Here is a 26,205-nt window from a genome sequence, read left to right on the forward strand (position 1 = left end):
GGGTGCGGGCGGCGCGTGGCCCGAGGGGGGTCACGATCGCGCCGCAACGCTGCCGAGGTTCTGCACGGCCTGCGTGATGGGGGTGCGGTCGACAAGCTTGGAGACATCCGCGGACGCCCCCGGCCGGAGAGTGCCGAGCTTCTGCATCCGGCCGACCGTGTAGTCGATGTTGGCCTGATCCAGGCCCTCGTTCTTCGCGAACGCCTGGATGTCCTTCATGTAGACGGTCCACGCCTGCGTGATGATGTCTTCGCTGAACCCGGTGGCCTTGGCGATGATCGGGACCACTTTCGCTTCGTCGTCGTACATTGTGCGGTGCGCTTTCGTGAGGGCCTGGGCGAACCGGACGGCCGCCTCGGGGTTGGCCTGCAGCCAGCTCTGGCTGGCGAAGTACGTGCCGTAGAAGTACTTCGGCTCGATGCTGTAGAGGTTGACCAGGGAGTGCAGATCCGGGTCCTTGGTTTCGGCCGAGATCAGTTGTTCGGGCTGGAGGATGCCCGACTGGATCTGCCCGGCGACGAGTCCGGAGACGATGGCGTTCGCGTTGGTCGGGACATAGGAGACGTCGCTCTGGGTGAGGCCGGCGCTTTCCAGAACCATCCGGGTCATCACTTCGCGGAACGAGCCGACCTCCTGCACGCCGAGGTTCTTGCCGGCCAGCCCCGCCGCGTCGGAGATCGACTTGGGAGTCACCAGGTCGACGACGAGCCGGTCCGCATAGCTGGCGATGATGTTCAGCTTCGCCCCGGTGACGTACGCGTTGATGACCGGTTCGATGCTCGCGCCGCCGATGTCGAAGGACCCGCTGACGACGCCCTTGACGGCGTCGCCGCCGGCCTTCAGATTGGTCGTCTGCACGGTCAGCCCGAGCTCCTTGAAGTACCCCAGGTCCTGCGCGACGGCAATGTCGGAGTTCGAGAAGCTCGTGACGCTCGTCGGCAGCGCGACGCGGATGGTGACGGGTGCGAAGCTCTCGCCGGGGCTGCCGCCCGGCTCGGCGGCCGTGCCTGAGCAGGCCGTGGCGACGAGGGCGATGCCGAGTGTGAGCGCCGCGGCGGTCATTCCCTTTCCGGTGGTGATGCGCATGGTTCCTCTTCCCTGCTTTTGAATCCGGACCCGTCCGGCAGTGCGCTTCCGGGTCGATATGGACGAACTGCTCCTCCAGGGCGCGGTCCTCAGGTCGCCGCCCGCCGCCACGGCGCCATGCGGGCTTCCACCAGGCCGAGCAGCGAGGTGAGCACGACGCCGATCACCGACAGCAGGACGATCGGCACGAACATCCGCGCCGTCTGGAAGTTGTTGGCGTTGGTCACGATCAGGTTGCCGAGGCCCGTGATCGCGGTGAAGAACTCGGCGACGATGATGCCGATGAGGGCGCGGCCGATGGCAAGCCGGAGCCCGGTGACGATGTACGGCAGCGCGGACGGCAGGAGCAGGTCGCGCCACAGCTTGCGCTCGCTCGAGCAGAACGACCGCGAGACCTCGAGCAGGTCGGGATCCACTTCCTGCACGCCGCGCATCGTGTTGATGAGGACGGGGAAGATCGTGAAGAAGAAGACCACCACGATCTTAGCGATGTCGCCGTACCCGAACCAGATCACGATGACGGGGATCAGGGCGACGGCAGGGACCGCGTACAGGGCGTTCAGCGGGATCTCGATCATCGCGTCGAACGTCTCGCTGCGGCCAGCCCACAGACCCAGGATGATCCCGACGATCGAGCCGATCAGCGCGCCGATCACCATCACCAGAAGGGTGTGGCCGGTGGCCACGATCAGCGTTCCGTCCTTGACCATGTCGACGAAGGCGCCGGCGATCGCGGTGGGATACGTGAACAGCACCGGGTTCACCGAGCGTCCGTAGATCTCCCAGATGATGAGCAGGACGATGGTGGATGCCGCGGCGATCAGCTGGCGACGGCGGGGGCTGAGGGACCGCGGGCTGTGAGGGCGCCGGCGCCGCTTCAGGACCCGCCCGCTGCGCAGGGCCGCGACCGTCGCCGTGTCGACGCCGACGCGTGCGTGCATCATGAGCGGACCTCCATCGCGTCATCGGAGGAGCCGTCGGATGCCGGCGGTCGTCCGTGCGCCGCCGCCTGCGTGTTCTGCAGGGTTTCCCACAGGCGCGCGCGCAACGGGGCGTACTCGGGGTTCGAGCGGATCGTGCGCGGATTGCGCGGCCGCGCGATGGGGACCGTGGTCTCGAGCAGCACCTGGGTCGGTGGACCGCCGAGCACGATGATGCGGTCGGCCATCAGGATCGCCTCGTCGAGGTCGTGGGTTACCAGCAGCGCGTTCATGTCGCTCTGGCTGTCCCACAGGTGGAGGATCTCGCCCTGGAGCACCTCCCGGGTGATCGCATCCACAGCGCTCAGCGGCTCGTCGAGCAGGAGCAGCTCGGGCTCCATGCACAGGGCCCGCGCTATTCCCGCGCGCTGCTTCATGCCGCCGGACAGCTGGAACGGGTATTTGCGGCGGCTTTCGGTCAGGTGCATCATCTCGAGGAGCCGATCGATCCGGCCGTCGGGGTCGGGCCGGCCGATCACGTCAAGCCCGTAGGAGACGTTCTTCTCGACCGTCTTCCAGGGGAACAGCCCGAAATGCTGGAACACCATGGCGACGCGGGACTCGGGCCCGACGACGGGCTTGTCGTGAAGCGCGATGCTCCCGTCGACGTGGGGGATCAGACCTGCGACGGTGCGCAAGAGCGTGGTCTTCCCGCATCCCGACGTCCCGATGATGGCGACGAATTCTCCGTCTTCGGCAGACAGGGAGAGGTGCTGCATGATCGTGGCGCCGCCGAGGTGGACTTCCAGATCGTCGACGATCAGGCTTGCGTGCGCCAAGGCGATTCTCCTTCGCATGCGGCCCGAACCGGACCGCGGCGTCCAAGGATCGGGTAACGGCTTTCAGTAACCGTTTTCACCCACAGTAGCCAGGCCGCCGATTTTGTCAAGGGGTCGAAATCAGCGGACCCCCCGAACGGTTCAGACCGCCGGCGAAGCTTCGGATGCCCGGCCGCGGGCCTGCCGGGCCGATGCGCCACAGCTGTCGCGCACGACCAGCCGCGTCGCGACGCGGATCCGGCGGCGTCCCGGGCGCCCGTCGCCGTTGATGTCCTTGACGAGCGCTTCCATCGCGCGCACGCCGAGTTCCTGGGCGGCCACCGACACGGTGGTCAGCGACGGGCGCAGGAATGCCGACATCGGCACGTCGTCGAAGCCCACCAGGGCCACGTCACCGGGGACCGCCAGGCCGAGATCGGCGACGGCCGCCATCGCCCCCAGCGCCATCCGGTCGTTCGCGGCGAAGATGGCCGTGGGCGGGTCGGGCAGCCGCAGCAGCCGCAGCGCGGCCGCGTGCCCGACAGCTTCGCTGAAGTCTCCGTCGACGATGAGGTCCTCGTCGACGGCCCCCCCGGCGGCCTCGATCGCCTGCACGTAGCCGCGTCGGCGCTCGGTCACCGTGGTGGAGCTGGTGCCGGCCGCGATGAAGCCGATCCGGGTGTGGCCGAGGCCCAGCAGGTGCTCGGTGGCATCGCGGGCGGCACCGATGTTGTCGATGCGCACCGTCGAGAAGGCCTTCGACGGGCGGCCGATGAACACGACCTTCGTGCCGTAGGTCGCCACCGACGACTCCGACAGCTGGATCTCATCGCCTCCGCCGACCACCACCAGGCCGTCGACCCGCTTCAGGAGCAGCGCCTCGATGTACGAGGCCGCCTTCTCCGGCAGCCGGTCGGTGCTGCAGAACATCACCGTGAAACCGTTCGCACTGGCGACATCCTCGATACCGCGTGCGACCTCGGGATAGTACGGGTTGGAGATGTCCGGCACGAGGATGCCGATCAGCCCGCTCCGCTTCTGCAGCAGGCGCCGCGCGTTGTCATTGGGCCGATACCCGAGCCGGACGATCGCCTCGAGGACGCGTTCCCGGGTCTGCGGGCGCACGGGGTAGTCGTTCGTGGAACCGTTCGCGACCCGCGAGACGGTGGCGACCGAGACACCCGCCGCCTCGGCCACGTCACGAATCGTGATCGCCATGGCTACAACCTTTTCTGTAACGCATTTCTGAAACGGTAACCGACGTCACCCATGCGGTCAATCGAGTCTATCGATGCCCCACGCTGTGCTCTGAGACGGATCTCTTGTGCAGCCCTGAGGCGAGTGCTATCTTCCGCATGTAACCCTTTACTGAAACCGATAACTAGGAGAACTAGCAATGAGTGACCTGGACTACGTGCACCAGGACGCGGACAACGCGTCACGGAAGCACAACATTCTGTCGTTGTCGTTCGCCGAAGTCGCCGAACGGCTGAAGGAGAAGGATCAGGACACGGTGCTGATCTCCCTCGGCAGCACGGAGAAGCACGGTGCCCACATTCCGCTCGGGACGGACAGCTACGTGACCATGGAGGTCGTCAAGCGCACCGCCGAGGCGACCGACATCCTGTACACGCCGCTGATGCCCTTCGGGTACTCCCCCCACCACATGGGCCGCCACCTCGAGGGCGCCGGCACCATCACGCTGCGCGCCGAGACGTACCGCAACATCATGCACGACATCGGGCGGAGCCTGATCTTCCACGGCTTCAAGCGCCTGATCTTCGTCAGCCACCACGGCTCGAACGTGAAGCCGATCGACGAGGTGCTGCGGCAGCTGCGGTACGAGACGAACGCGTACATCTCGTACTACAAGACGCCCACCGAGCGCGACGCGTCGTTCCTCGACGACATCTTCGAGAACCCGCCGGAGGAGACCCCCGGGTGGCACTCCAGCGAGCTGGAGACCTCCGCGCTGATGGCCGCCGGCGAGGAACTCGTACACATGGAGCGGGCCGTCCAGGATCGCGCGCACGTCCCCGCGTACATGACGGACAAGTTCACGAAGTCCGACGGCACCGCCACCGTGAAATTCCTCGGCTCGGAGAACATCTGGGTGCCGATGGACCACCACGAGTACTGCGACACCGCAGTAATCGGCAACCCGTTCCGGTCGACGCGCGAGAAGGGGCTGCGGATGCTGGATCGCATGTCCGAGCACCTGTCTGCGTACGTGCAGGAGGTGCGCAAGTTCCCGGTCGAGACGACGGACACCGACTACCCGGGCCGGGCCTGAACGCCCACTCCGAAGCCGAGAAGGGATCCGCCATGGCTTCCGATGTCGCCCCGGGCATGCTGCGGCTGCTGCGCGAAGAGCTCGTCGCGATCTCGCGTCGCGCGTACAACCGGGGCCTGGTCCCCGGCGTCAGCGGCAACAACAGCCTGCGCGTGCCGGGCACCGACCTGGTGCTGATCAAGGCGACCAGCTGCTGCCAGGGCGATATGACGGTGCAGGACACGGTGCTCGTGACGATCGCCGGTGAGGTCCTGGATACCGGGCGCAAGCCCTCCAAGGAGTGGCAGTTCCACCTCGGCATCTACCGGGAGCGCCCGGATGTCGGCGGGGTGGCCCACCTGCATCCGCCGTACTCAGTCGCCTTCTCCGTAGCCGGCCAGGTGCCCAAGCTCGTCAACGCCGCCGCGCGTGGGCACCTGCGCCAGTTGGGCAGGGTTGACCTGATGCCCGCGGGCTCGATAGAACTGGCGGACGCGATCATCCACGAGTTCGAGAACCCGGAGGTCCACGGCGTGCTCATGCGCGAACACGGCACCGTCACGATCGGCCCGGACCTGCGCACGGCGTACCACCGCACCGAATACCTTGAGGACAACGCCAGGATCGCCTACCTCGCCGCCCAGATCGCCGGCGTCCGGCCGGCGGAGCTCCAGCTCGCCGTCGACCTCGACCCGCTTGCCGAAGTGAACGACGGATGACCCCCACCGTGGCCGTCGTGGCCACCGTCGACACGAAGGCCGGCGAAACGGAGTTCCTCCGCGGCGAGCTCGTCTCACGCGGGTGCCGTGTCGTGGTGGTCGATGTGGGGCTGCACACCGACCGGTTGACGACGGGAGCGGACGACGTCGACGCCAACGCGGTGGCCGCCGCCGCCGGGAGCACGGTCGAGGGTCTGCGCACGCACGCGCGTCGCGACCACGCGATGGCGACGATGGCGGCTGGCGCCGCCGACATCCTGAATCGCCGGCGCCGCGAGGGCGCGCTGGATGCGGTCCTCGGCATCGGCGGCAATCAGGGCACGGCGATCGCCGCCGCCGCGATGCGGGAACTGCCCTTCGGCATGCCGAAGTACATCGTCTCCACCGTTGCGTCCGGCAACGTGCGCGGCTATGTCGGCGACTGCGACATCGTCTTCGCGTTCTCGGTGGGAGACCTGCTCGGAGGGCCGAATGCCGTGACCGGCACGATCCTGCGGCAGGCGGCGGCCGCCGTCGCGGCGATGGCCGCCATCGGCGCAGATGGCGCCGCGGCATCCGGGCGCCGACCGCGGATCGCTATCACGGCGTTCGGAAATACCCAGCACGCCGTCGACCGCGCGATCGAACGGTTCGGGGACGCCGGCGTGGATGTCGTGCCGTTCCACGCGTCCGGCGCATCCGGATCGGCGATGGAGCGGTTCATCGCCGATGGCATGTTCGACGGCGTGCTCGATATGACGACCCACGAAGTGCTCGCCGAGCTGTACCCGGACGACATCTACACGCCGGTGCGGGCGGGCCGGTTGACGGCGGCCGGCGCCGCCGGTCTTCCCCAGGTCGTCGTGCCGGGCGGGCTGGAGTATCACTGCTTCGCGGCAGCCGAAACGATCCCGGAGGTGTTGCGGGAACGCCGCACCCACTTCCACAACCCGAACAACACGAATGTGCGCTCGTCCGCCGACGAGCTGACCGCGGTGGCGCGCCTAATGGCCGAGCGGCTCAACGCGGCCAGCGGGCCGGTGGCGGTGATGATCCCACTGCTGGGCTGGTCGCAGGTGGGTTCTCCAGGCGGCGTCTTGCACGACCCCGAGACCAACGACGCGTTCGTGCGCGAGCTCAATCGCCGAGCGGGCGCGCAATTGATGGTTCGCGAGTTGCCGCTGGCGATCAACGACGACGAGTTCGGATATCTGGCGGCTCAGCAGCTCCTGGAGTTCATGGGCATCGACCATCACCGACGTGACACAGAAGCGAGGTAGTGCCGTGCAGACACAAGGCATCGTCGAATTTCCCCCCGTGCCGTCCCAGCTGCCCGCGACGATGCGGGCGGCCGTGCTGTTCGGTCCCGGCGACCTGCGCGTCGTGGACCGGGACGTGCCGTCACCGGGTCCCGAGGAGGTGCTGGTGCGGGTCGCGGCGTGCGGTGCGTGCGGGACAGACCTGAAGATCCTCGACGGGCACTTCCCGCAGACGCCGCCGTACGGTCAGTTCACGCCGGGCCACGAGTGGACCGGGACGGTGGTGGCGGTCGGGTCGACCGTCGACGAGTTCGCGGTCGGCGACCACGTGTGCATCGAGGCGCACCGCGGGTGCGGACGCTGCGACAACTGCATCGTCGGCAAATACACAGCGTGCCTGAATTACAACAACGCGGCGAAGGGCCACCGGGCGACCGGGATGACCGCCGACGGCGGGTTCGCGGAGTACGCCGTGCATCACGTGTCCGCGCTGTACCGGATGCCGGCGGGGCTCACCCCGGAGGACGCCGTGCTGATCACGACGGCGGGGACGAGCCTGTACGGCCTGGACCACCTGGGCGGCTATATCGCCGGCGAGAGTGTGGTGATCTACGGCCCGGGAGCTGTGGGCATCATGGCGGCGCAGGTGTGCAAGGCGCTCGGCGCCGACACCGTGATCCTCGTCGGCACCCGGCAGTCGCGACTGGATCGGGCACGAGCCGTGGGCATCGAGCACGTGATCAACTCGCGCGAGGTCGACCCGATCGAGGCCATCAAGGAACTGACCGGGTCCGAGGGCGCGGACCTGACGATCGACGCGTCGGGCGCCCCGCCGATCCCGCAGCTGTGCGTGGAGGGCACCAAGCGCGGTGGCAGCATCCTGTTCCTGGCGTTCTATCCCGGCCCGGTGGAGTTCGACCTGAGCGCCGCGATCCGCAAGGACATCACGTTGCACACCTCACGCGGTGAAGGCGGGAACAACGTGAAGCGTGCGGTCTCGCTCGCGGCGCACGGCGCCCTGCATTGCAAGGAACTCGTATCGCACCGCTTCGGCCTTGAGGACATCGGCGAGGCGTTCCGCGTCATCCGCGAGCGCATCGACGACCCGATGAAGGTGGTCATCACCCCGTACCGGGAGTGACCGGGCCGCGCCGTGAATCCGGCCTGCATCACCGATTCACAAACCCGGTCGAGCTCGTGAACGCGGCACCGATGCCAGACCCGACGGCGGATCCGACGATCGCGACCAGGAGTCAGGTGCCGAGCATCTCCGCGAGAGCGCGCCTCCAGAGCGAGTGCGTGCTCAGCGAGATTGACGCTGTTCGGGGCGGCGGGCCGCAGGTCCGCACGCGCAGCCAACACGCGCCGCGTGCGGCCATGTAGATTACGGCCACTGACGCCCGTTCTCCCCCATCGCCGAAGGAGTCGCCAATGCCGGACACCACCTGCCACATGTCGATCTCGCTCGACGGCTTCGTCGCCGGCCCCGACCAGAGCCGGGACAACCCGTTGGGTCGGCGCGGAATCGAACTCCACCGATGGCACATCGGCGACGAGCGCGCCACCGAGGCGGACAGCGTCGCGGCGGAATGGCTGATGCGGCCCCGTGGTGCGTATGTGATGGGCCGCAACATGTTCGGGCCGGTCCGCGGAGAGTGGGAGGGCGATTGGCGCGGGTGGTGGGGGTCTGAGCCGCCCTACCATGCGCCGGTGTTCGTGCTCACCCATCACGCTCATGAGCCGATCCAGATGGAGGGCGGCACCACGTTCCACTTCGTCACCGATGGCTTCGACGCCGCTTTTGCCCGGGCGCTCGATGCCGCCGGCGAGGACGGCGTGGACATCGCCGGCGGCGCATCCACCGTGCGCCAGGCGCTGATGGCCGGGGTCGTCGACGAACTCACGCTTGACATCGCGCCGGTGCTGCTGGGCTCCGGCGAGCGGATCTTCGACGGCGTCGACGGTTTCGCGTTCGAGCCGGTGGAAGTGCTGCATTCGCCGCTGGCGACCCACGTCCGGTACCGCCGAACGATCTGAGACCCGCCGCATCGCCACCGGAAGTCGCGTCGGCGATCGAACGCCAGCGGTGCCGCTCGTGATTCCATGAAGTCATGAGCAAGACATCCACCGCCCCCTCCCGCATGGTGTTGCGGTGACCACGTCACCGCCGCAGACGCCGTACCGACAACTGATCCACGAGGTCACCGAGACTGTCGCACTGCCCCATACGTACACGCTCCTCATCTGGTGCACGACCATGGTCACGGTGGAGCACCACGGACTGCCGGATCTGGTCTCGATCGTGCTCATGCTCGCGGGCGCCTGCGCCGCCTATGTCGGCGTGGGTCGTATCGCACATCGCCGGCACGGGGCGCGGCCCGCTGTCGAACGTCGGGCCATCGCGCACCCTTATCTCGTGGCCAGCGGGAACATCGCGACTCTGCTGGCTGCAACCGGGGTGTGCTGGGCGGTCTCGACCGTTCCGCCCGTGCACGTTGCCTGGCTGCTCACGGGCCTGGCGGGAACGACGACGTACCTGGCGGGAGTCGCTGTGCAGGCGTACGTCGTGGCACGCCTTGCACCGGTGACGGAATGAACCGCGACCGGTGACGGGGACCGCCGTGCCCGGGTGGGGCTCAGCCCGCGGCTCCGGCGCGCATCTTCTTGGCCATCTCCATCATCTCGGGCGTCGGCTGCGAGATAGCGATGATGTTGTCTTCACTGTCACTGAACCACGCGCCGCGCATGCCATCCATGTCGGCGACCCCGTCCTCGGTCTTCAGCCCCGGAAGGTCGTAGTCGTGGAAGACGACGCCGTGCGTGCGCAACTCCGTCATGTCGCGGTCGAGGTTGTCGGTCGCGAGGTTGAGTGCGGTGTTCTTGGCGGTGCCCGCGTAGTTGGTCTGATACACCAGCACCACGGTGCCGCCGATCTCGTAGAACGTGTCGCCGGACTCCCCACTGTAGACGGGGTCGCGGCCTAGAACGTCGTGCCACCAGCGCTTCGCGCGGTCGAGGTCCGCTGCCGGGAGGACGGCCGTCGCCATGAGGTTCTCGAACATGATGATCCTCGGTCCGGGGGCGTTGTCATCCCACACCGGCCCAGCGCAGCGCCGCGGCGATTCGGGTGCGCGAATGTGGCCCCCGCGGGGAGTGTAGCGCCGCATCCGACCCTGCGGAAGTGTCGATCTCGAGCGTCGCCGTCGGCCGGACGGAGCCAAGTGCCGGGCTGCCTGCCGATGTGCAGCGCCTGTCCGCATTCGTGCGACGCGCGGGGATGTCGGTCGCGGTGCCGGTGTCGCTCACCAGCGGCGTGATCGCCAGCCGGCTCGGCCCAGGGCCTCGCTCATGCGGGGACCGGCGGGCGGCCCATGACGCGGAAGGAAATCGTCACCACCGCCACCGCGCCCACGGCAACCAGGGCAGCGACCGCCGCTGCCACCGAGTGTGGCTCGCCGGTCAACCGCGCCACGGCCACCCAAACGAGCCCCCAGCACAGCGAGAGAGCGGGCGCCAGGCGCCCGAAGCTACGCCAGGCCAGTGCTGCTCCGACGGCGCCCGCCATCAGGAGCACGATAACCGCCCAGACATCCGCGGACGGGCCTCCGGTGAACCCCGCCGCAACCAGAACAGCGGTGATGTTCGCGGCGGTGGCCACACACACCCAGCCGAGATACAGTCCGATGACCCCGTCCACCAGCACGGTCTCGACCCATCCGCTGCTCCGGGTGTCGGCGCATACGAGGAACGAGAAGGCGAGGACGGCAAGCAGCAGCACGATCACGACCACGCTGACCAGCAGCCATCCGGCCTGCACGCTGAGAATCCAGGCGGCATTCAATGCGAGGGATGCCGCCACCCAGTAGCCGAGCCGCCGTAGCCGCGGAGAGGCGGTCTGTGCAGGTAGAGCCTGCCAGACCGCGAATGCGGCCAAGCCCAGGTAGATCATCGACCAGATCGCGAAGGCGGGGACGGCCGGTGCGATCCGGGTCGCGTCTGCGGCCAGTGCACCCCCGGCCGCTTCCTGGATGGGGGTGCCGCCGAAGGCCCCGGATCCGACAGCGGCTGAGATGATCGCGACGACGGCAACGACGATCACGACGGTCTGCCGGACGCGGTCTGCGGGGTGGATGCTGGCATTGTTCACAGTGGCTCCTTCAACGGTCGGGTGGAGGTGTCTGCGCGCAGGCGCTTGATGACGAGTTCCGCGCTGATCAGGCACATCGGCAGACCGATGCCCGGGATCGTGCTCCCCCCGGCGTAGAACAGGCCCTCGATCTTCGCGGAAGCGTTTCGCCCGCGCAGGAACGCGCTCTGGCGAAGGGTGTGCGCCGGCCCCAGCGCACCGCCCCGCCAGGCGTTGAGCTCGTCGGCGAAGTCCGCCGGACCCGCCGTGCGTCGCACGACTATCCGCTCGCGCAGGTCGGGGATGTCCGCCCACGCGGCGATCTGCTCGACGGCGTCATCGGCGACCCGTTCCACAACCGGGTCTCCCCCACCGGATTCGCCCCCATGTCCGATGGTGACGTCGGCGGGTACCGGCACCAGCAAGAACAGGTTCTCACAGCCGTCCGGAGCCACCGTGGGATCGGTCGCACTGGGCCGACATACGTACATCGACGCGGGACGGGGTATCGCGGTCGGGGTGTGGAAGATCGCTGCGAAGTTGTCCTCCCAGTCCTTCGTGAACAGCAGAGTGTGGTGGGCGAGTTGCGGCAGCTCGCCGGTGACACCCAGGCAGACCACCACGGCGCCCGGGCCGGGGGATCGCTTCTCCCACCATCGCTCGGGATAGGTCTGCAGTCGCCTCGGCAGAAGAGCGGTCTCGGTGTGGTGCAGGTCGGCGGTCGAGACGACGCAGTCAGCGGCCACGGTCTCGGCACGGCCGGCGACATCCTCGATCCGGACGCCGGTGACCCGTGCCTTGCCTGACCGGGTGATCGTCTCGATCGCGGTCGCGGTCACTCCGGTACGGATCACCACTCCCGCCCCGACCGCAAGCCCGCGGATGCGCTCAATGACGCGAGCGATCCCGCCGATCGGGTACCACACGCCCTGGTCCAGATCGAGATGGCTCATCAGGTGATAGAGACTGGGCGTGAGATGGGGCGCGGACCCGAGGAAGACTGCCGGGTATCCGAGGATCTGTCGCAGTCGCCGGTCTGCGAACGAGCGCGCGACGAAAGAGTCCAGAGGTTCCCGCAGAAGCCGGGGCAACCGCGTCGCTCTGGCAAGCACGGCTCGGGTCACGAGGGGGCGATAGGCGGCGAAGGTGGTGTACAGGAACGAGTCCAGCGCCAGCCGATATGTGTCCGCGGCGGAATCCAGATACCGCACGAGCCTGAGGCCTGCACCCGGTTCGATTCGCTCGAACAGGTCGGTCACCGCCCGCCGGCCGCTGCGCACATCGACGGGGAGATCGTCGTCCTGAAACAGCACCCGGTAGCCGGGGTCGAGCAGTTGCAGGTCGAGCTGGGCCGGAGTCCTGGTGCCCATCAGGTGGAAGAAGTGATCGAAGACCTCGGGCATGAGATACCACGACGGTCCCGTGTCGAACCGGAAGCCCGCCTTCTCCCACGACCCGGCGCGGCCGCCGACCTGGTCCCGGGCTTCGAGCAGCGTCACGTCATAGCCGGAGCGCGCAAGCAACGCAGACGAGGCGAGGCCGGCGATGCCCGCGCCGATCACGACGGCTCGGCTCACTTCAGCGTCCTCCGCAGTCCTGTCAGCTGCGCGCGTAGGACGATGATGGCCTTGCGCGCTCCGGACACGCGCACGCGCGTGGTGAGCAGCTGCGCGGCTGGCACCGCACGCGCGCGAACGCAGAGCGCCCGGAACAGGTCATGTGCGGCCAGCACGGCCGCTCGGCTGCCCCTCGGCAACTCGTCGATGATCGAGTGTGCTGCCAGAAGGTCGACTTCGATGTGGGTGACCAGTTCGTCCCGTTGGGCATCGGTCAGCCGCTCGGGGGTGATGCCCGGAAAGTAGTTCCTTCCCAACTGCCGCCAGTCCTCGGACAGATCGCGAAGGAAATTGATCTTCTGGAAGGCAGCGCCCAGGCGACGGGCGCCGGCTTCCAGGCGTTCGCGCTGTTCTTCTGTGACCGGTTGATCCAGCAGAAAGACCCGCAGGCACATGAGGCCGACGACTTCGGCAGAGCCGTAGATGTAATCCTCGATGTTCCGCGTGGTGAACGGCGCAGGATCGAGATCGCGACGCATCGAGGCGAAGAACGGGCCCGTCAGCTCTGACCCGATACCTGCGGCCCGTGCGGTTTCGGCGAAGGCATGAACGACAAGATTCGTGCTGTACGCGGTGGCCACGGCGCGGTCGACGTCCTCCTCCAGCGCGTCCAAGATCGCCCGCTGGTCATCGACGCTCAGCCCGGCGGCGGCGGCGGCGCCATCGACGAGCTCATCGGCGATACGCACCAGACCGTAGATGTTGCGGATATGAACGCGCACCCGCGCGTCGAGGAGACGCGTGGCCACGCCGAAGGACGTCGAGTAGTGCCCGATGACCCGCGCGGCACTGGACTGCGCGCAACGGCTGTATCGCGCGAGGCTCGTCTCCTCCGTGGTGCTCGCGGTCATCGCATCCGCCCTCCCGCCACCTCGGCGACCTCGCCGAGGTGCTCTCGCAGAGCCCGGGGGATACTGAGGTCGCTGAGTGCCGCCTGCGCTGCTGCGACATGCTCGGCGACGAGGTCTTCGACGGCTGCGCGCGCGCCGGAGACCTCCAGCAGTCTGCGCGCTTCAGCCTCATTCGACACCGCGCCATCCCGCCCTAACGCCTCCAGCAGAGCATCGCGGAACGATGTCTGCAGCGCATAGGCCACCAGCGGGGTCATCGTCGCACGGCGCAGGTCCGAACTGGTGCTCTTGCCCATGTCGGTGAACCGTCCGAACACGCCGAGGAGGTCGTCGCGCAGTTGGAACGCCGTGCCCGCGTGGCGGCCGTAGTCGTCGAGCGCGGCGAGGACCGAATCGGCAGCACCGGCGATGATCGCACCGGCTCGCAACGGGGCCCGGAACGAATAGTGGGCCGTCTTCGCGTCGCTCATCGCGAGCACCTCCGGCAGCACCGGCGGAAGCACACCGGTCGTGAGCCCGACATCCGCCAATTCGCCGGCGGCAGTCACGGCGAGAGACTCCTCCATCAATTCGAGTAGTAGTCGGCGCTGCGCGGGTTGCAGCGCAGCAGCAGCCACGAGGCCCTGCGCGGCGTGGATGAGGAGGTCGCCTCCGAGGATGCCTGCCGCCTGCGCCCAGGCGAAGGCCGCGGACTCGCCGCGGTGCAGCGCCTGCGCACGGAACGCGCCGACCAGGTTCGGGCGCCCGCGTCGGATCGTGTCGTCGTCGATGACATCGTCATGCATGAGGAAAGCCGTATGGAGCAACTCGAAGGCGACCGCAACCTCGACGGCGGCTTCATGCTCCGCGCCGCCGAACGCCCGGTGGGTGGACGTGACAAGCGCCGGCCGGATCCGCTTTCCGCCTCTGGTCGCCTCGTGAACCTGCTCCCAGAGGGCCGTGAACGCGGCGCCCAGTTGCCGAGCGTGCACAAGACGCTTCGCGAAGAACTCGTCGAGCCGTTCATCGACCGCGGCAGCATCCTCAAGGTCATGCGACACCGATGAAAGTATGGCGACCCCATTGCCCATGGCTTCCCCCAGAATCCGTCTCGCTCGGCAGGAATGTAGCCTAGCATGCAATATCCATTCGCAGATATGATCAGATCGTGAACGCACCCCCCGCCGAGCCCGATGCCACGCATCGGATGATCGACCCCCGCGTGCTCGACCCCCGGGGCGATGTGGTCGACTACCTGGCGATGAATGACGCCGAGGTGACACAGGTCGTTCGCGTGCTCGCGGCGATGAGGCGATGGCGTGAGGCGGAAGAGCAGATGAGCCTGCATTCCCGCAACCACATGAAGCTGAACGAGACCGACATGAAGGCACTGCGATTCCTTGTGGCGGCAAAGAACGAGGGCCGCACCGTCACACCCGGGGCGCTGTCCGAACATCTGCACATCTCATCGGCATCCACGACCAAGCTCCTCGATCGGCTCACCGCCGCGGGTCACATAGAACGCGCACCACACCCCTCCGACCGGCGGGCTGTCGTGGTCACAATCATGCAGAGCACACACGAGCAGGTTCGTGACACGGTGGGTGTGCGCCAGGCGCGCCGGTTCCGCGTCGCGGCAGCCCTCTCGCCGCAAGAGCGTGAAGTCGTCATCCGCTTTGTGAACGCGTTGGCTGACACCGCCGCAGACCAGCCGACGTCGTGACATTCTCCTCACGCGGCGCATGGTCCCGTCGTGCTCGCGGCCTCGCCAGCAGGCCGCTCATGGGGACCGTCCAGACGTCGTGCCCTGCCAGACCCCAGCCGGCCAGCAACCGATCGGCGGCGAGGATACCGGTCGTCGCCGCCCGCTCCATCAAGGCCACTGGATAATCGCACCGCACAGCGTCGCCCGCCAGCACAAGTCGCGACCAGGGCGTGACGACGCCCGGACGCGCGGCCCACTCCTCGGGGGTGATCACGGGGCAGTCATCCCTCACCAGAATCTCCCGATGCAGCGTGGCCGCCGATGCGGTCTCCGGGTAGATGCGGTGCAGTTCACGTTCCATCCGCGCAACAAGCCGAGCAGCGGCGCACGGGTCCAACCCCACCGTCGCGTCGCAGGCGTAAGCGTGGAGTTCGATGACGGATCCGCGATGACCTGCCGACCAGGTGGCGGCGCCCTGTTCGAATCTCTCGAGCACCGTCACGTTGTCGACCGGTCCGTACCCGCTCGTACCAACGAATGCGGGGCGGGACTCGTCCACCAGTGTGTCCAACCACAGCCGCACCACGGTGAACGGGGGCGCATTCTGCGTGCGGCACACCTGTTCCCGCCACTGCGCTCCACCCGCAGCATCCAAGCCTTGGACGAGTGCGCGGGCGGCTCGGGGGTCTGCAGCCAGCACCACCGCGTCCGCGGCGATCCTCTCATCGCCTGTCGTCACGATGGCGGCACCATCGGTGAGGTGGATGCTCGTGGCCGAAGCGCCTGTGCGGGTGGTCACACCCTGCGCGTGGAGGTGGCTTCCGAGGGGACCCCAGAGCGTTGAGTCATAGTCGTCGACGGGCACATCGAACAGCAACCCCTCGGCCGATCCGAGGAAGTAGGTGTGGAACATGGCGATCAGCTCCCCGGCGGCGAAGTGCTCCGGGTGCGCGAAGAACGACCGCGCGAAGACCTCGAGCGCGAGATCCCGCGCGCCGGCGGGGAAGCGCAGCCGCTGCAGAAACGCTGCCGCCGATTCGCCGTCGTAGCGCGAGAACGTCTCGGGGAACGACACGCGCAGAAGCTCGACAGCGGCCGGGATGTTGACGCGGGCGAGCGTGCGAACAGTGAAACCGGAACTGCGTCGCATGAATCCGAGAACGCTGAACGGCGGTGTCCGGGGAAGACCTGCGAACGAGTCGCGAGTCCCATCCGACCGCTGCAGAGGGTAGTCCTCCACCGGCATGAGGCTGACGAGTCCGGGATCGGCCCTGCGTAGAAGTGATCGCAGGTTGTAGTACTGCCGGAAGAAGGCGTGGAAGCCACGGCTCATGGTGCGCCCATCTCCGGTCGGCCACGCGGACACCCGCCCCCCGAGCCGGTCACCCGATTCCAGCAGCGTCACCCGGATGCCGCGGTCAGCGAGCGATGCGGCCGCAGAGAGCCCTGCAATCCCCCCGCCGATCACCACGACGTGCCGTTGCACGTCCGACTGCATCTCGCCCGGGGTTCCCGGGTGTCGGACGGCCCTGCGGTCGCGTCCGGGCCGCGCGACACGATGCCCACCGGGTTCGGCGCTCCGGTGCCGATGCGTCTGACTGCGGCGCACTCGATCAGGTCTCGACGTCATCGGCCGGTTCCGTTGTCCGGGCACGCAACCAGACGACGAGGGTGAGCGTGACCATTGCGAACCCGAACCCGAAATCCTCGACCGGGATGTCCCAGGGGAACCGGATACCGGAGAACTGCGCAGCGTCGTATTGAACGATCGGGGCGGTCAGCTTCGTGAGCCATCCATCCACGAGGACCTGGAATCCGAACACGATCGCCATCGTGATCCAGTACCGCGCCGAACCGAAGATCCCTGTGCGCGCCCACACCACTTCGACCAGGACGACGGCGGCGAGGGCGGCGAGGGTGAGAGCACTGTACTCAGGCACCCCTACCGCCGCCCGTCTCCGCGTATCCGTCGGCCCGGTCGCGGACGAGGCCGTCCGGCCAGCGAAATCGCAGGCGCCCCGGTGTGCGGGCCAAGCGAATGATCTTGCCCACCGCCTCGAAGGTCAGCACGCCGCACAGGGGGATCACGAGGAAGAACACCAGCTCTTCCACGGGGATGACTCCGAGCCTCAGCCCCGTGACGTAACGATCGTTGTAGGTCCAATGTCCCCGGACGATGCCGGCGAGATCCCATAGCGTGAAGGCCACGAACGTCGGGAGCACCGCTATCAGTAGACGTCGCGGTGACCGGTAGACCCGCGCCCCGACCACGAACTCCAGGGGAAGAGTGATCACGACGCACGCGGCCATGAGGAGCAGGTACTGTTCATGCCCCATGAATCCTCCTCGACGATCCGGATTGCATCCTGATCTAGATTAGAGCCAAGCGAGAGGAAGTGCCGCGTGACTGAGACGAACAGTTCCCGGCGTGCCACCCGACAAGGCGACGACGCCGAATCGAGGGTGGAACACCACGGCGCGGTGTGGCGGATCCGATCGCTGCACCTTGCGCGCCAGATACTCGCAGCGCGCGATGCCACCACGCAGGCAGGGTTCACCGCCGAAGCGATCCCGAAGGGGTATCTCCGACATCATCCGATCCTGATCTCGGATGGGCCGCTGCACGACGATCAGCGACGCAAGGTCGGCCGGTTCTTCGCCCCCCGGGTTGTCGCGGAACGGTACGGCGACGACATGTGCCGTACTGCGGCGCGGCTGTTGGACGACGCCGCGCGACGTGGCTGCTGTCGGCTGGATCAGATCGCCCTGGAATACACCGTCGAGATCACCCGCCGTGCGATCGGGCTGGAACACTCCTCAGTGGCGGGCATGTCCCGCCGACTGGAAGCGTTCTTCCGGCAACCGCCGTTCGACATCACCGCGCCGAAGCTGGGACGCAGCAAGCGTCAATGGGCACTCGCGGCCTGGAACGGCCTGCTCCCCGTCCTCCGGTTCTGGTTCGCTGATGTCCGTCCCGCCATCCAGGCCCTCCGGAAGTCCCCGAGACAGAACGTGATCAGCCACCTCATCGCTGAGGGATACAGCAACACGGACATTCTCGTGGAGTGTGTCACCTACGGCACGGCGGGCATGGTGACCACGCGCGAATTCCTCACGATGGCCTGTTGGCACCTCCTCGACGACGATCCGCTCCGCAATCGGTACCTGCTCGCCGAGCGCGAGGAGCGTCACGCGATCCTCGAAGAGATCATCCGCCTCGAGCCCGTCGTCGGACATCTCTACCGCCGCGTGCGATCCGAACTGACCATCTGCGAAGACGACCACGAGTGGATGCTCCGCCCCGGCGACCTCGTCGACGTGTGCGTTCGCCCGGCCAACGCCGACAAGGCCGATGTCGGCGAGAACCCGCTTCTGATCTGCCCCGGTCGCGACATGCGCCATGGAGTAGACCCCGCCGGTCTTTCCTTCAGCCACGGTCCACACAAGTGTCCCGGTCATGCTCTGGCCATCGCCGAGGCCGACGCGTTCCTCACCGACCTGCTCCGCCGGCGACCCACTCTCGTCACGGCACCACGACTCGACTGGGACGACCTGGTCACCGGCTACACGTTGCGCGGCATGATCCTCGGAATGAGCAGCCAGACATAAGATCGCATGGTCACGATGAGGATCCGGCGGCCGGTGATCCGACGGAGGTCCTCGAGCAGGGCGGCCTCGGATCATGTCCTCCTTGAGGTTCGATGCCGCTGCGGGCACATCGGGCACCACGCATCCGCCTCCGGAAGCGCAGCTCGTCGACGGACGGCCTGATATGACCGCTCCGCAGCAGATCGAGGCAGCCAACCACCTTGTGGATGCGGGCCGGACGAGGCGGTCGCGCTGACTCTGAGCGGGGACGGCGCCGTGGTCGTCTCGTCGGAGGGCGCCCTGCGTGTTCCGACGCCTCGGGTTGCGGTGTGCGCGCCGACGAGGTCGAGCGCCTCGAGAATGCGCCGATGTTCTGAGCGTGCCCCGGGCGTGTGCACGGGCAGTTCCTGATCAATCACGTGCAGATCGGTGCGACATACGCTCACGGTAATCACACGGCGGAGACGGAGGGATTTGAACCCTCGGTCCCCTTACGAGGACTCCACCTTAGCAGGGTGGTGCACTAGGCCTGACTATGCGACGTCTCCCCGCATCAGAGCCTGGGCCCAGACGCGTCTGTCCATGATAACCGGTCCGCCGACGACCGACGAACCGCAGGAAATAGGGCATTCGCCCGATGTACGCGGGGTACCTCAGCGCGGAGCGTAGATGGTGCAACCAAGGAGACACCATGACTCTGCACCCTTCACTCGGCTACACGATCATCACCCAGGAGCTCGAGGAGCGCGCCCGTCTCGCCGAGCTCGACCGTTTCATCAAGGAGCACCCGGACCAGGTCCTCCGACCCGCCCGGGGCCGGTGGGCGCGGCTGATTCACCGCATCCTCCCTGCCCGGGCCTCGTCCCGGTCGCTTCAGGCGCCGTGCGAGACGGCGTCCTGATCGTCCGGCGGCCGATCCGCGCGGACCGTGTCCGAGGGGGCTGGCACCATGGAGGAATGCCCTTCACCGCCAGCGCCTCGCCGAGCGCCGCCCGCATGGTCGGCCGCGACGAGGAGCGCGCCCGGCTGATGGCGCTGTTCGACCGGGCGTCCGCGGGCGAGCCGTCCGCGGTCGTCGTGGCCGGCGAGGCCGGCATCGGCAAGTCCCGCCTCCTCCGCGAGTTCGCCGACGCGGTGGCCGACAGGGCGGATGTCGCCGTCGGCCGCTGCGTCGACCTCGGCGGCACCCCCGCCCCGTACGGCGCGATCCTCGGGCTGCTGCGCGATATCACCGCGCAACGCGGCGCCGCCGACGTCTGGCAGGCCGCGGGCCCCGGACGTGCGGCGCTGCTCCTGCTGATGCCCGAACTCGCGGAGGCCCCCGAGGTCGCGGCATCCGCCTCCCCCACTGCGGCCGTGACCAGCCCCGACCGGCTGCGCGAGGCGTTCGTGACCGCCGTGGAGTCGCTGGCCGAGCACCGCCCGCTTGTGCTCATGATCGAGGACCTGCACTGGGCAGACGAGGGCACGCTCACCCTGCTGTCGTTCCTGTTACGCGTCGTCACGCGCGGTCGCCTGCTCGTCGTGCTCGGCTGGCGCACCGACGAGGGCGGCCGCAGCGACCCGGTGCGCCTGTTCCTCGGCGAGGCGGAGCGCGCCCACCTCATGGAGCGGATCACGCTCGACCGGCTCGACCCGGCATCCGTGCGCACCCTCATCTCCACCCTCACCCGGATCGACGACCCCGAGGTCCTGCACCGCCTCGAGGAGCGTGCAGAGGGGATCCCGTTCTTCGTCGAGGAGCTCTCGCGCTGCGCCGACGGCCCCCTCCCCGACACGCTGCGCGACATCCTCCTGGCCCGCTACGGGCTGCTGGACGAGGATGCCGCGGCCGTCGTCCGCGTCGTCTCGGCATCCGACGCCCCGCTCGAGCACGAGACGCTCGCGGCGGTCAGCCGACTCGACGAGGGCCGGCTCAACGACGCCATCCGCGCGGCGGTCCGCACCGGCATCCTCGTCGTGGACGACGACCGGTACGCCTTCCGGCACGCGCTGCTGCGCGAGGCGGTCCACGGCGAGCTGCTGCCCGGTGAGCGCGCGTCGCTGCACCGCGCGTACGCCGAGCACATGCAGGCGCTGATGGATGCCGACCCGCGCCGCGATCTGCACGCAGCTCTCGCCCACCACTGGCAGTATGCGCACGACCGGCGACGGGCGCTCATCGCCGCGGTGACCGCCATGTTCTCCGCGAAGGCCCGCTACGCATTCTCGAGCGCGGCCCGCTTCGGCGGGCTCGTCCTGGAACTGTGGGATCAGGTCGACGACGCCGAAAAGGCGGCCGGCATCGACCGGCTCACGCTCATGCTGCGGATCGGCTCGATCCTGCGCAACGCCGGCGACAGCGAACGCGCCCTGACCGTCGTCGACAGCGCACTCGCCGATGCTCGCCAGACCCGGATCGATCCCGTCCTGCACGTCCGGCTGCTGCGCGACAAGGCCGTATACCTCACGAATCTCGCCCGGCCGGGATCCGTCGACCTCCTGCGACAGGCCCTCACGATCATCCAGGGACAGGTCGACGACGATCGCCTCAGCGCCGGCGTGCTGTGCAACCTCGCCGGCCGCTACATGGTCGCCGGGCACTTCCCCGAGGCCATCGACGCATCCACACGTGCGTGGGACTGCGCGGTCCGCGCCGGCGCCGAGCAGGAGATGTCGGTGGCCCGGAACGTCCGCGGCGGCTCGCGCGCGCACGTCGGCGATCTGGACGGCGCGTTCGACGACTACACCGCCGCCCTCGAGCACGCATCGGACCCGTCCGCGAAACTGCGGTACCGGGTGAACTACTCCGACCTGCTCACGATCCTCGGGCGCTACCGCGAAGCGCTGACGATCGCCGAGGAGGGGCTCGCGCAGGCGCGCGCGCTCGGCGTCGAACGCACGTCGGGGTCCCTGATGACGCAGAACATGGTCCAGCCGCTGCTCGAGCTCGGCCGGATCGACCGCGTCGACGAGCTGCTCGCGCAAGATCTCGAGCAGCGCACATTCCCCGTGTTCCGCATGTACACCACGACCTCCCGTGTGCGCGCGCTGGCCTGGCACGGCCATCAGGAAAAAGCCGCCGCCCTGTTGCGCGAGCAGCAGGCGGCGCTGGAAGCCGCGGAGATCACGGAGCGCCAGGTCTGGTACTACCGGCTTCACGCCCGCATCGCGATCGCCCTGTCCGCCGGCGACCCGGCGGCGGCGTTCGACGTCGTGCGCGAGATGCTCGACGACGACGGACCGCAGGCCGCCCACCGCGTCCGCATTCTGTTCGAGGCCGCCGCCATCATCGGCGCCCTGCACGCGCGGGGCGTGGGCGTGGCCGACGCCGTCTCCCAGGTGCGGGATGCCTGGACGGCAGCGCCCGAGCCGCTGCGGCCCGCCGCGTGGAACGGGATCCTCGACGCGCTCCTCGCGCCCGACCCGGATGCGCTCCAGCATGCCGTGATCCTCGCCGACGGCGACGACATCCCGGCGACGTTCCGCGTCGTCACCCGGCTCGAACTCGCGCGGAGCCTCGTCGCGGCGGGGCGGCGGACGGATGCCGCCGACGTGCTGTCCGAGGCATCCCGGATCGCCGCCGAGCTGGCGCACGTGCCGCTGCAGCGCGCCGTCGCCGAGTTCGGCGCAGCGTCCGGTCTCGTGCACGAGCACAGGGATGCCGCGGCCGGGCCGCTGCTCGCCGAGCTCACCGCCCGCGAGCGTCAGGTGCTCGAACTGCTGGCCGAGGGACTGAGCAACGGCCAGATAGCGAAGCGGCTGTTCATCAGCGTCAAGACCGCGAGCGTGCACGTGTCGGCGATCCTGCGCAAGCTCGGCGTCGCAACGCGCACCGAAGCCGCCGTCATCGCGACCAGCGGTCGCGTCGCCGTGGCCCACAGCGCCGACGGCTGACCAGTCACACCGCGGAGGGTGTGGGATTCGAACCCACGGGACATTGCTGCCCACTGGTTTTCAAGACCAGATCCTTCGGCCGCTCGGACAACCCTCCCGACGGCGAACCGTCAGGGCCCGAGTCTACCGGTGACGATTCCACACGCGCAGTCGCGGCGCGGCGCCGGCCCTACAGCCGCCGCAGCACCGCCGCGACGCCGCCGTCGCCGACCGACAGCGTGGTTTCGCCCGCGGCATCCCGCACCTCGTCCGGGCCCTGCGCCATCGCCACCGCGCGCCCGCCGTGGTCGAGCGCCCACCGGAACATGCCCAGGTCGTTGCGGCCGTCGCCGATCACGAGCACCTGCGCGGGGTCGATGCCGAGCCAGCCGCGCACCATCTCCAGCGCGCTCGCCTTGTCCACACCCATGGGGGCGATGTCCAGCCACGCCGTCCAGCCGATCGCGTACGACACCTGGTTCAGCCCGATCCGGTGCACCAGGTCGACGAAGTCCTGCTCTGTCTGCCCCGGCGAGACCACCACGACGCGGGAGACGGGGTGTGCGCTCAGCTCGGCGAACGGCACTCGCCGCGCCTGCGCGAGATTCCAGTCGCCCATCGGCTTCGTGTACAACCGCTGCCCGTCGGCCAGCTCGACCATGTAGTGCGCGTCGGTGACGTTGTCGTGGATCAGCCGCAGCACCTCGGTGGGATCGAACGTCTCGGTGTGGAACCGCTCGTACCGCACCTCGTCGCCGTCGATCCGCCGCATGATCGCCGCGCCGTTGGAGCACACGACGTATTCGGGAGCCAGGCCCAGAACCCGCAGCACCCCACGGGTGCCCTCCCAGCTGCGCCCGGTGGCCAGCATCACCTCGTGCCCGGCCGCCTGCGCGTGGGCGACGGCATCCACCACCCCCGGGCTCAGCGTCTCGTCCTCCAGCAGCACGGTGCCGTCCACGTCGAGCGCTATCAGCATCCGCGTCGCGACGTGCGCGGCGATCTCGTCGACGACGCGTGCCGCCTCTGCGGGTGCGTCGACCTCGATGCTTCCCGTCTCGGGCAGGCGGCTCACGCCACCGGCTCCAGCACGTCCAGTCCGAGGTAGGGGCGCAGCACCTCCGGCACCACCACCGAGCCGTCGGCGCGCTGGTGCGTCTCCAGGAGCGCCACGATCCACCGGGTGGTGGCGAGCGTGCCGTTCAGCGTCGCGACATGCTGCGTCTTCGTCCCGTCCGGGCGGTAGCGGATGTCCAGGCGGCGGGCCTGGAACGTCGTACAGTTCGACGTCGACGTGAGCTCGCGGTACGCGTCCTGCGTGGGCACCCACGCCTCGATGTCGTACTTGCGCGCCGCGGACGAGCCGAGGTCGCCGGCGGCGACGTCGATCACCCGGTATGACAGACCCAGGTCCTGCAGCATCGCCTCCTGCATCGCGACCAGCCGCAGGTGCTCGGCCTCGGCATCCGACGGCTCCGTGTACACGAACATCTCGAGTTTGTTGAACTGGTGCACGCGGATGATGCCGCGGGTGTCCTTGCCATACGAGCCCGCCTCGCTGCGGTAGCACGTGGACCAGCCGGCGTACCGCTTCGCGCCGCGGGACAGATCCAGGATCTCGCCCATGTGGTACCCCGCCAGCGGCACCTCGCTGGTGCCCACCAGGTACAGGTCCTGCTTCTCCAGCCGGTACACCTCGTCGGAGTGCTGGCCGAGAAACCCGGTGCCGGCCATCACCTCGGGGCGTACCAGGGTCGGCGGGATCATCGGCACGAATCCGGCATCGATCGCCCGCTGCAGCGCCAGCGACATCAGCGCGTACTCGAGCCGCGCGCCGACGCCCTTCAGGAAGTAGAACCGGCTGCCGGACACCTTCGTGCCGCGCTCCATGTCGATCGCGTCCAGCAGCTCGCCGATCTCGAGGTGATCGCGCGGCGTGAAGTCGAACGTCGGGATCTGCCCGTGCGTGCGCAGCGTGACGAAATCCGCTTCGCCGCCGGCGGGGACCACCTCCAGCACGATGTTCTCGATGTCCGACAGCACGCGGTTCGCGTACTCCTCCGCATCGGTCACCGCCTGCTGCGCCTGCTTGACGCGCTCGCTGAGGTCCTTGGCCTGGGCGACCAGCGCCGGCTTCTCGTCCTTGCTCGCGGCCGCCACCGTCTTGCCGTGCGCGTTCTGCTCCGCCCGCAGCTGCTCGTATGTCGTGATCGCGGCGCGCCGGCGCGCGTCGGCGACCAGCGCCTCGTCCACGGACTCCGGCGATTCGCCCCGCTTGATCTGAGAACGCTTGACCAGCTCGGGATTCTCGCGCAGCAGGACGGGATCGATCATCCGACAAGTCTATCCAGCCGCCTGCGCCGGTATCGTGGGGCCATGACGGACGAGTCCCCGCAGCATCGCCGCGCCGCCCTCGTCTACAACCCGACCAAGGTCGACGGCGGAAAGCTCCGGCAGCGCGTCGAGCAGGCGTCGCAGCAGGCCGGGTGGCGGCATCCCCTCTTCTATCAGACGACGCCCGAGGACCTGGGTGAGGATGCCACGGCACGGGCGCTGCGCGAAGGCGCTGACGCCGTTCTCGTGGCCGGCGGCGACGGTACGGTGCGCGCCGTGGCCGGCGCCCTCATTGAGAGCCGCGTGCCGCTGACGATAGTGCCCAGCGGCACCGGGAACCTCTTCGCCCGCAACCTCGAGCTGCCGCTGACCGACCAGGACGCGGCGATCGGCGCGGCGTTCGCCGGCGACATCCGCGAGATCGACATCGGGATGGCGCTGCTGACGCGTCCCGACGGCGCGACCGAGGAGCACGCATTCGTCGTGATGGCCGGGATCGGGCTGGACGCCGCGATGATCGCGAACACCCGGAGTCAGCTGAAGAAGACAATGGGCTGGGTGGCGTACGTGGACGGCGCGGCCCGGTCACTGCCCGCCGCGCGGCCGTTCCGCGTCGTGTACGAGCTGGAGGCCCACCGCCTGCACTCGGCGAGGGTGCAGAGCATGCTCTTCGCGAACTGCGGCGCGCTGCCCGGCGGCATCGCGCTCGTGCCGGACGCGTCGGTCACGGACGGGCTGCTGGATGTCGCGATGATCCAGCCCACCGGCTGGTACGGCTGGCTCGGCGTGTGGCGCAAGGTCTGGTGGGACAACAGCGTGCTGCGGCGCACCCGCGCCGGGCGCCGCATCGTGGAGCGCCGGCGCGACACGTCGGTGCGCTACCTGCGCGGCACGTCGATCGAGGCTGCCGTCGAAGGGCCGCAGCCGGTCGAGCTGGACGGCGACGAGTTCGGCGAGGCCGACCGGATCCGCTGCCGCGTGCTGCCGGGCGCACTGCGCGTGGCCATGCCGCCGCGGGCGCGCTGACCCGGTTCGGGGCGCATTCCTGCAGATTCACCCGCACGAATCCGCCCCGAGTGCAGACATCCGCCCCGAACC

General features: G+C 68.6%; 26 protein-coding genes and 2 tRNA genes. 12 read left to right on the forward strand and 16 right to left on the reverse strand.

Features of this window, described 5'->3' with window-relative positions:
• Positions 1 to 30 precede the first annotated feature (30 nt).
• The 4 genes from GH740_RS01310 to GH740_RS01325 all read right to left on the reverse strand — a co-directional run bounded on the left by GH740_RS01310 (position 31) and on the right by GH740_RS01325 (position 4,042).
• Positions 31 to 1,086, reverse strand: coding sequence for an ABC transporter substrate-binding protein (locus GH740_RS01310; RefSeq protein WP_153744305.1), 1,056 nt, complete (start codon positions 1,084 to 1,086; stop codon positions 31 to 33).
• 89 nt (positions 1,087 to 1,175) lie between these two features.
• Complete coding sequence (locus GH740_RS01315) at positions 1,176 to 2,030, reverse strand: ABC transporter permease (RefSeq protein ID WP_153744306.1); 855 nt, start codon at positions 2,028 to 2,030, stop codon at positions 1,176 to 1,178.
• Complete coding sequence (locus tag GH740_RS01320; protein WP_172978241.1) at positions 2,027 to 2,845, reverse strand: ABC transporter ATP-binding protein; 819 nt, start codon at positions 2,843 to 2,845, stop codon at positions 2,027 to 2,029. The genes GH740_RS01315 and GH740_RS01320 overlap by 4 nt, the downstream gene beginning before the upstream one ends.
• Before the next feature lie 141 nt (positions 2,846 to 2,986).
• Positions 2,987 to 4,042 (reverse strand): LacI family DNA-binding transcriptional regulator, encoded by a 1,056-nt coding sequence (locus GH740_RS01325; protein ID WP_153744308.1) that lies wholly within the window; start codon positions 4,040 to 4,042, stop codon positions 2,987 to 2,989.
• Positions 4,043 to 4,220: 178 nt separating this feature from the next.
• On the opposite strand from GH740_RS01325, the gene GH740_RS01330 reads away from it, so the two are divergent.
• From GH740_RS01330 to GH740_RS01355, 6 genes are all read left to right on the forward strand, one after another.
• Positions 4,221 to 5,117, forward strand: coding sequence for a creatininase family protein (locus GH740_RS01330; RefSeq protein ID WP_153744309.1), 897 nt, complete (start codon positions 4,221 to 4,223; stop codon positions 5,115 to 5,117).
• 32 nt (positions 5,118 to 5,149) lie between these two features.
• On the forward strand, positions 5,150 to 5,815 hold the full coding sequence (locus GH740_RS01335; RefSeq protein ID WP_153744310.1) for a class II aldolase/adducin family protein: 666 nt from the start codon (positions 5,150 to 5,152) through the stop codon (positions 5,813 to 5,815).
• Positions 5,812 to 7,074: a Tm-1-like ATP-binding domain-containing protein gene (locus GH740_RS01340; protein WP_153744311.1), complete on the forward strand. Its 1,263-nt coding sequence runs from the start codon at positions 5,812 to 5,814 to the stop codon at positions 7,072 to 7,074. Before GH740_RS01335 ends, GH740_RS01340 begins: the two co-directional genes overlap by 4 nt.
• A 37-nt stretch (positions 7,075 to 7,111) precedes the next feature.
• Positions 7,112 to 8,194 (forward strand): alcohol dehydrogenase catalytic domain-containing protein, encoded by a 1,083-nt coding sequence (locus GH740_RS01345; protein WP_153744312.1) that lies wholly within the window; start codon positions 7,112 to 7,114, stop codon positions 8,192 to 8,194.
• A 290-nt stretch (positions 8,195 to 8,484) separates the two neighbouring features.
• Entirely contained in the window at positions 8,485 to 9,090 is a 606-nt protein-coding gene (locus GH740_RS01350; protein WP_153744313.1) for a dihydrofolate reductase family protein, read from the forward strand.
• A gap of 115 nt (positions 9,091 to 9,205) precedes the next feature.
• Entirely contained in the window at positions 9,206 to 9,649 is a 444-nt protein-coding gene (locus GH740_RS01355; protein ID WP_153744314.1) for a hypothetical protein, read from the forward strand.
• Positions 9,650 to 9,689: 40 nt separating this feature from the next.
• On the opposite strand, the gene GH740_RS01360 is transcribed toward GH740_RS01355, so the two are convergent.
• The 5 genes from GH740_RS01360 to GH740_RS01380 all read right to left on the reverse strand — a co-directional run bounded on the left by GH740_RS01360 (position 9,690) and on the right by GH740_RS01380 (position 14,539).
• Entirely contained in the window at positions 9,690 to 10,115 is a 426-nt protein-coding gene (locus GH740_RS01360; protein WP_153744315.1) for a VOC family protein, read from the reverse strand.
• Positions 10,116 to 10,399: 284 nt separating this feature from the next.
• Positions 10,400 to 11,200, reverse strand: a complete 801-nt coding sequence (locus GH740_RS01365; RefSeq protein WP_216644878.1) for a tryptophan-rich sensory protein — start codon at positions 11,198 to 11,200, stop codon at positions 10,400 to 10,402.
• Positions 11,197 to 12,756 (reverse strand): phytoene desaturase family protein, encoded by a 1,560-nt coding sequence (crtI, locus tag GH740_RS01370; protein ID WP_367640253.1) that lies wholly within the window; start codon positions 12,754 to 12,756, stop codon positions 11,197 to 11,199. The genes GH740_RS01365 and crtI overlap by 4 nt, the downstream gene beginning before the upstream one ends.
• Complete coding sequence (locus GH740_RS01375; protein ID WP_253941152.1) at positions 12,753 to 13,646, reverse strand: phytoene/squalene synthase family protein; 894 nt, start codon at positions 13,644 to 13,646, stop codon at positions 12,753 to 12,755. Before GH740_RS01375 ends, crtI begins: the two co-directional genes overlap by 4 nt.
• Positions 13,643 to 14,539 carry a polyprenyl synthetase family protein gene (locus GH740_RS01380; protein WP_367640674.1) on the reverse strand — a complete coding sequence of 299 codons (897 nt, stop codon included), beginning with the start codon at positions 14,537 to 14,539 and terminating at the stop codon, positions 13,643 to 13,645. Before GH740_RS01380 ends, GH740_RS01375 begins: the two co-directional genes overlap by 4 nt.
• Between GH740_RS01380 and GH740_RS14255 the strand changes: the two genes are divergently transcribed.
• Complete coding sequence (locus GH740_RS14255; RefSeq protein WP_367640689.1) at positions 14,444 to 14,692, forward strand: hypothetical protein; 249 nt, start codon at positions 14,444 to 14,446, stop codon at positions 14,690 to 14,692. The genes GH740_RS01380 and GH740_RS14255 overlap by 96 nt on opposite strands.
• Before the next feature lie 140 nt (positions 14,693 to 14,832).
• Positions 14,833 to 15,348: a MarR family winged helix-turn-helix transcriptional regulator gene (locus tag GH740_RS01385; RefSeq protein ID WP_153744317.1), complete on the forward strand. Its 516-nt coding sequence runs from the start codon at positions 14,833 to 14,835 to the stop codon at positions 15,346 to 15,348.
• Here the strand turns inward: GH740_RS01385 and GH740_RS01390 are convergent.
• The 3 genes from GH740_RS01390 to GH740_RS01400 form a co-directional block, all read right to left on the reverse strand.
• Positions 15,293 to 16,828: an FAD-dependent oxidoreductase gene (locus GH740_RS01390; protein WP_253941153.1), complete on the reverse strand. Its 1,536-nt coding sequence runs from the start codon at positions 16,826 to 16,828 to the stop codon at positions 15,293 to 15,295. The genes GH740_RS01385 and GH740_RS01390 overlap by 56 nt on opposite strands.
• A 115-nt stretch (positions 16,829 to 16,943) precedes the next feature.
• Complete coding sequence (locus tag GH740_RS01395; RefSeq protein WP_367640256.1) at positions 16,944 to 17,270, reverse strand: lycopene cyclase domain-containing protein; 327 nt, start codon at positions 17,268 to 17,270, stop codon at positions 16,944 to 16,946.
• Positions 17,263 to 17,667 carry a lycopene cyclase domain-containing protein gene (locus GH740_RS01400; protein ID WP_153744319.1) on the reverse strand — a complete coding sequence of 135 codons (405 nt, stop codon included), beginning with the start codon at positions 17,665 to 17,667 and terminating at the stop codon, positions 17,263 to 17,265. The genes GH740_RS01395 and GH740_RS01400 overlap by 8 nt, the downstream gene beginning before the upstream one ends.
• 66 nt (positions 17,668 to 17,733) lie before the next feature.
• Between GH740_RS01400 and GH740_RS01405 the strand changes: the two genes are divergently transcribed.
• Positions 17,734 to 18,939 (forward strand): cytochrome P450, encoded by a 1,206-nt coding sequence (locus GH740_RS01405; protein ID WP_367640258.1) that lies wholly within the window; start codon positions 17,734 to 17,736, stop codon positions 18,937 to 18,939.
• Positions 18,940 to 19,377: 438 nt separating this feature from the next.
• Here the strand turns inward: GH740_RS01405 and GH740_RS01410 are convergent.
• Positions 19,378 to 19,466 (reverse strand) — tRNA-Ser (locus GH740_RS01410).
• A gap of 143 nt (positions 19,467 to 19,609) precedes the next feature.
• On the opposite strand from GH740_RS01410, the gene GH740_RS13835 reads away from it, so the two are divergent.
• Positions 19,610 to 19,819, forward strand: a complete 210-nt coding sequence (locus tag GH740_RS13835) for a hypothetical protein (protein WP_172978242.1) — start codon at positions 19,610 to 19,612, stop codon at positions 19,817 to 19,819.
• Between the two features lie 56 nt (positions 19,820 to 19,875).
• On the forward strand, positions 19,876 to 22,794 hold the full coding sequence (locus GH740_RS01415) for an AAA family ATPase (RefSeq protein WP_172978243.1): 2,919 nt from the start codon (positions 19,876 to 19,878) through the stop codon (positions 22,792 to 22,794).
• Between the two features lie 12 nt (positions 22,795 to 22,806).
• Here GH740_RS01415 and GH740_RS01420 read toward each other — a convergent pair.
• The 3 genes from GH740_RS01420 to serS form a co-directional block, all read right to left on the reverse strand.
• Positions 22,807 to 22,891 (reverse strand) — tRNA-Ser (locus GH740_RS01420).
• A gap of 72 nt (positions 22,892 to 22,963) precedes the next feature.
• Positions 22,964 to 23,752 carry an HAD family hydrolase gene (locus tag GH740_RS01425; RefSeq protein ID WP_153744894.1) on the reverse strand — a complete coding sequence of 263 codons (789 nt, stop codon included), beginning with the start codon at positions 23,750 to 23,752 and terminating at the stop codon, positions 22,964 to 22,966.
• 92 nt (positions 23,753 to 23,844) lie between these two features.
• On the reverse strand, positions 23,845 to 25,107 hold the full coding sequence (serS, locus tag GH740_RS01430; RefSeq protein WP_153744321.1) for a serine--tRNA ligase: 1,263 nt from the start codon (positions 25,105 to 25,107) through the stop codon (positions 23,845 to 23,847).
• 42 nt (positions 25,108 to 25,149) lie between these two features.
• Here serS and GH740_RS01435 point away from each other — a divergent pair, with 42 nt between their 5' ends.
• Entirely contained in the window at positions 25,150 to 26,133 is a 984-nt protein-coding gene (locus tag GH740_RS01435) for a diacylglycerol kinase family protein (RefSeq protein ID WP_153744322.1), read from the forward strand.
• The last annotated feature ends 72 nt before the right edge of the window (positions 26,134 to 26,205 follow it).

The sequence above is a fragment of the Microbacterium sp. SYP-A9085 genome (genome assembly GCF_009649635.1).
Lineage (GTDB): Bacteria > Actinomycetota > Actinomycetes > Actinomycetales > Microbacteriaceae > Microbacterium.

Coding starts and splice junctions, on each gene's coding strand:
- GH740_RS01310 (WP_153744305.1), bottom strand. CDS start 1,086: ATGCGCATCACCACCGGAAAGGGAATGACCGCCGCGGCGCTCACACTC.
- GH740_RS01315 (WP_153744306.1), bottom strand. CDS start 2,030: ATGATGCACGCACGCGTCGGCGTCGACACGGCGACGGTCGCGGCCCTG.
- GH740_RS01325 (WP_153744308.1), bottom strand. CDS start 4,042: ATGGCGATCACGATTCGTGACGTGGCCGAGGCGGCGGGTGTCTCGGTC.
- GH740_RS01330 (WP_153744309.1), top strand. CDS start 4,221: ATGAGTGACCTGGACTACGTGCACCAGGACGCGGACAACGCGTCACGG.
- GH740_RS01335 (WP_153744310.1), top strand. CDS start 5,150: ATGGCTTCCGATGTCGCCCCGGGCATGCTGCGGCTGCTGCGCGAAGAG.
- GH740_RS01340 (WP_153744311.1), top strand. CDS start 5,812: ATGACCCCCACCGTGGCCGTCGTGGCCACCGTCGACACGAAGGCCGGC.
- GH740_RS01350 (WP_153744313.1), top strand. CDS start 8,485: ATGCCGGACACCACCTGCCACATGTCGATCTCGCTCGACGGCTTCGTC.
- GH740_RS01360 (WP_153744315.1), bottom strand. CDS start 10,115: ATGTTCGAGAACCTCATGGCGACGGCCGTCCTCCCGGCAGCGGACCTC.
- GH740_RS01375 (WP_253941152.1), bottom strand. CDS start 13,646: ATGACCGCGAGCACCACGGAGGAGACGAGCCTCGCGCGATACAGCCGT.
- GH740_RS14255 (WP_367640689.1), top strand. CDS start 14,444: ATGGAGCAACTCGAAGGCGACCGCAACCTCGACGGCGGCTTCATGCTC.
- GH740_RS01385 (WP_153744317.1), top strand. CDS start 14,833: ATGATCGACCCCCGCGTGCTCGACCCCCGGGGCGATGTGGTCGACTAC.
- GH740_RS01390 (WP_253941153.1), bottom strand. CDS start 16,828: ATGCAGTCGGACGTGCAACGGCACGTCGTGGTGATCGGCGGGGGGATT.
- GH740_RS01400 (WP_153744319.1), bottom strand. CDS start 17,667: ATGGGGCATGAACAGTACCTGCTCCTCATGGCCGCGTGCGTCGTGATC.
- GH740_RS13835 (WP_172978242.1), top strand. CDS start 19,610: ATGACTCTGCACCCTTCACTCGGCTACACGATCATCACCCAGGAGCTC.
- GH740_RS01415 (WP_172978243.1), top strand. CDS start 19,876: ATGCCCTTCACCGCCAGCGCCTCGCCGAGCGCCGCCCGCATGGTCGGC.
- GH740_RS01425 (WP_153744894.1), bottom strand. CDS start 23,752: ATGCTGATAGCGCTCGACGTGGACGGCACCGTGCTGCTGGAGGACGAG.
- serS (WP_153744321.1), bottom strand. CDS start 25,107: ATGATCGATCCCGTCCTGCTGCGCGAGAATCCCGAGCTGGTCAAGCGT.
- GH740_RS01435 (WP_153744322.1), top strand. CDS start 25,150: ATGACGGACGAGTCCCCGCAGCATCGCCGCGCCGCCCTCGTCTACAAC.